The organism is Kaistella soli, from assembly GCF_019038595.1.
Classification (GTDB): Bacteria; Bacteroidota; Bacteroidia; order Flavobacteriales; family Weeksellaceae; genus Kaistella; species Kaistella soli.
This window is the reverse complement of record NZ_JAHOPF010000016.1, coordinates 1-3,828: the sequence shown is the minus strand read 5'-3', so window position 1 is coordinate 3,828 and position 3,828 is coordinate 1. Positions and strand designations below refer to the sequence as shown.

Sequence of the window (3,828 nt, the reverse complement as noted above, 5' to 3'; positions counted from 1 at the left end):
GGCTAATTTAAGGAAATGAATCAAACTATGCAACTGATTATCAATTATTTAATGAATGTTTTTATGGTTTTTTCACTCATGCAGGAATTTGTAATTTATTAGTATATTTGGTTGTGCAACAGGCACACAGTATTTCTACAAGCGGGTACGAAGTTTTCAGTTGAAGATTATAGCGATTAATTAAGTTTTCAGCAAGTAGAAAGTTTTCGTATTTTTATCCCGCCTGCAGAAATACCCAACCGTTAGCTGTAATTCTCCTACTCGAAAACGGAGTTGTTTTTAGCCGCTAACGAAGAAATTTTTACTATTTTGGATAATCAAATAGTCAAAAAATGAAAACACATAACTATTTGATAATCAATATTTAAATTTAACGTTAGTCAGAAGCTTAAACCAATATTACGCACAAATTGAATGAAACAAAGTTTACTAGATTTAATTACAGAGAGCATACTTTTAGAATATAATTTGCCTAACAACACATTAAGTTATCAAAAGTCTTGTATAACACATACTAATCTAAATGATGACTGTTATAAAATTGATGATTTAGAAAAATTATCAAGAATTGTTTATGAAAGTGTGTTGTATTATTCATACGACCAATATCAACTCGAAGGTGGTTATCATCAAGGTATGTTTGAAAATGCTTTTAAGCGAAAATTCAAGTTTAATGAGGCTGCTGATGAAACAGCCAAATTAAAGTTAGGTTTCTACGGTGAAGCGCTATTATATTCATTACTAAAGATTTTTTACAACAACGAAACGTTAGTTTGTCGTGGCTATTTTTATGACATTCAAAAAAAGTCAGAAGTTACAGGTTATGATTGTTTCCACTTAATTCAAAATGAAAGTGATTTACAACTTTGGTTTGGAGAAACAAAATTTTATCAAAATGGGACTTCTGCTGTAGATAGCGTTTTTAGCAACATTACTAAAGCCATATCAAATGATTATCTTATCGACACAAACTTTACTACAATCTTACAAAGCAAAGGAAATATTCAGGATAAAGACAGTACAATTTATAAGATTCTAGATAAATGGGAAAAGTCTCTAATTTCAAATTTAGTGGATGAATTAAATAGCAATAATATTAAATTAGTTTATCCAATTCTAATAACCTATGATCAGCATAGAGATGGCTACAATGATTCTATCAACGAAATAATTACGCACATTAATACAAAATATAGCACTACAAGCTTCCCAAATATCGGAATCGATTATTCAATTTTTTTCATTTTACTTCCAATATCTGATGTAAAGCAATGTAAAAAACAAATTATAGAATGGATAGACAACAAAGAACCGTTGATGTCGTAATTGCTTTAAATCAATTTCAAAATCAAGAATTACCAAGACATAAATTCTTAGAAAAAGTTTGTGAATATTTTGATTTTATTAAAAGTTACGAGTTAGATGATTCAGATTACCGTTTTTTAATTCACCTGTCTTCAAAGGCTGGAGTACCTCATTACTATGATATTTTATATAAATTCAATGAAGACAAAATACTTTTAAAAAATGAAGAAAATGTGAAACTAGACGTTATCTCTGCTCTAATTTTTGAATCGACTTTATATACAAACGAAAATTCAAAACTTCATCTCTATCAAAAAGAAGTTTTAGACTTATTTACAACTGGAAAACTAAATCGCTACTTCTTGTCTGCTTCCACTTCATTTGGAAAAACTCATTTAGTTTATGAAATAATCAATAAAATGAATTACAAAAACGTAATTCTAATATTTCCGAGCATTGCATTATTATCAGAAAATCTATCAAGAATAAAAGAGGGAAAGATTAAATTATTAAATGGTTTCAAAATCCATACTCTGAGTGATTCTGAAATAAATCCCGAAGAAAATAACATATTAATTTTCACACCAGAAAGGTATTTGTCATATCTAGACAAAAATAAAGAACTGGAAGTAGATTTTATTTTTGTTGATGAAGTTTACAAAATTGACAACAGCTATATTATTGACGATGAGAGCAAAGAAAATGAAAGAGATATTGCTTATAGAATGTCATTATTTTTTGGTTTAACAATCAATACAAATGTTGATTTATTTATTGCTGGTCCATACATTGATGTATTTGAAAAAACCGATGACAAATACAATCCGTCATTTGATTTATTTTTAGAGGACTTTAAGATTGAAAAAATACTTCTTAATGAATACGAGATTGTAAAAGTAAATAAATACTCTGCTGATATTAAAATACAAACCAATTTTGATTCTCTTGATGTCAATTTGAAAGGAAAAGGAACAAAAAAAGCCAAGATTCAAGAATTATTTGACCGTATTCTTTTACAAAACGAAAACGCAATAATTTATTGTAACACCAAATCAATTGCAGAAAGTGTAGCTCGAGAATACGAAAGAACCGAAATTTCAACAGAAAGCTTTTCTGACTTCTTAAATCACCTAGTAACAACTTTTGACGAAAGATGGATTGTAATTAAAGCTCTAAAAAAAGGGATTGGTGTTCACCACGGTGTTGTTCCAAAATACATTCAGAAAGAAATTATTGATTTATTTAATCAAGCTGAAAACAATTTGAATATTTTGTCCGCTACAACTACAATAACAGAAGGCGTAAATACGACTGCAAAAAATATGATTGTTTATAAAAGCAGTAAAGGTGGTGGTCAACATATCAAACCGTTACTAAAATTTGATGCAAAAAACATTGCAGGAAGAGCCGGTCGATTTATGGAGCATTATGTTGGTAGAGTTATTACTCTTGACAATGAATTTTTAGAAGTAATTGAACAAGAAGGAAAACCAATAGAACATAAAAATTATGATATTGAAACTTCGAAAAACGAAGTAGAACTTGAAATGACTAAAGCCGAGTATCTAGACGATAGAACAAAAGAACAAATTGAAGAATTAAAAAAACTTCAAGAACAATTTGGAATTCCAGATTACATAATCAATCAATTCAAGGTTATTAGTAAAAGACAAAAAATAGAAATTTATAAAGACATTTCGCAATTGAGATCTACAAAAATATCACTAATAAAAAAACTGATAAGTAGTTTAAACTCTATTACAATGAGTTTAGATAAAGATGGTTTTCAAACAATACTAGACATTATTCTACCGCGCGTAGAAAACGAAAAGCTCAAAGCATTAATAGAAAATAGGTTCAAGTTTAAACCAAATGATGTTAATGATTATTCCATTTTATTTGCCGCATTAAGCAGCTATATTTCTGGTGGTTTTCAAGGTAACTACAACTATCTATTATCAAGAAAACTTAATAGCAAGAAAGTAACTCCAAGAGAGTTCTCTTCAAATTCCAAGGAAAAGGAAATTTCGGAATGTATTGACTCCGCAATGAGAGAAACAGCAGAACTAATTTATAATACATTTAAGTATCAACTGGTTAAATATTTAGGTGTATTCAACTTGATGTATAAATACTATATTTCAAAATTAGAAAACAAACCATTAGAGGAGACTTCTGGTATCGACATACTTTTAATTAAACTTGAATACAATGCATTTTCGGAGGAAGCAAAAATTGCTAGTGATTATGGAGTTCCAAACAAAATTGTGGCTTATTATGATGCAAAAACACCCGAACAAGCAAGAAATATTAGAAACAGCTTTGACACTTACGAGAAAAACATATTTGAGAAAGTGAAGAAAATAATTGAAGAATAAAAGCCTACAGCTAACATGGGTAACCGTTGCACAACCTCAAATTTCAGCGTCAAGTTCTGAAAACTCAATAAAAAACAACCTCTTTTAAAGCGATTTAAAGGAGGTTTTGTTTTTAGCGGTGAAAGTTTTTCGGATTTTCGGATGG

General features: G+C 29.0%; 2 protein-coding genes. Both read left to right on the top strand.

The window, feature by feature from the left end; genetic code table 11:
• Nucleotides 1-414 precede the first annotated feature (414 nt).
• A complete protein-coding gene (locus KSK37_RS13940; protein WP_217202121.1) occupies nucleotides 415-1,326 on the top strand; it encodes a Hachiman antiphage defense system protein HamA in 912 nt (303 codons plus the stop codon).
• Entirely contained in the window at nucleotides 1,293-3,683 is a 2,391-nt protein-coding gene (locus KSK37_RS13935) for a DEAD/DEAH box helicase (protein WP_217202120.1), read from the top strand. The genes KSK37_RS13940 and KSK37_RS13935 overlap by 34 nt, the downstream gene beginning before the upstream one ends.
• Nucleotides 3,684-3,828: the final 145 nt, after the last annotated feature.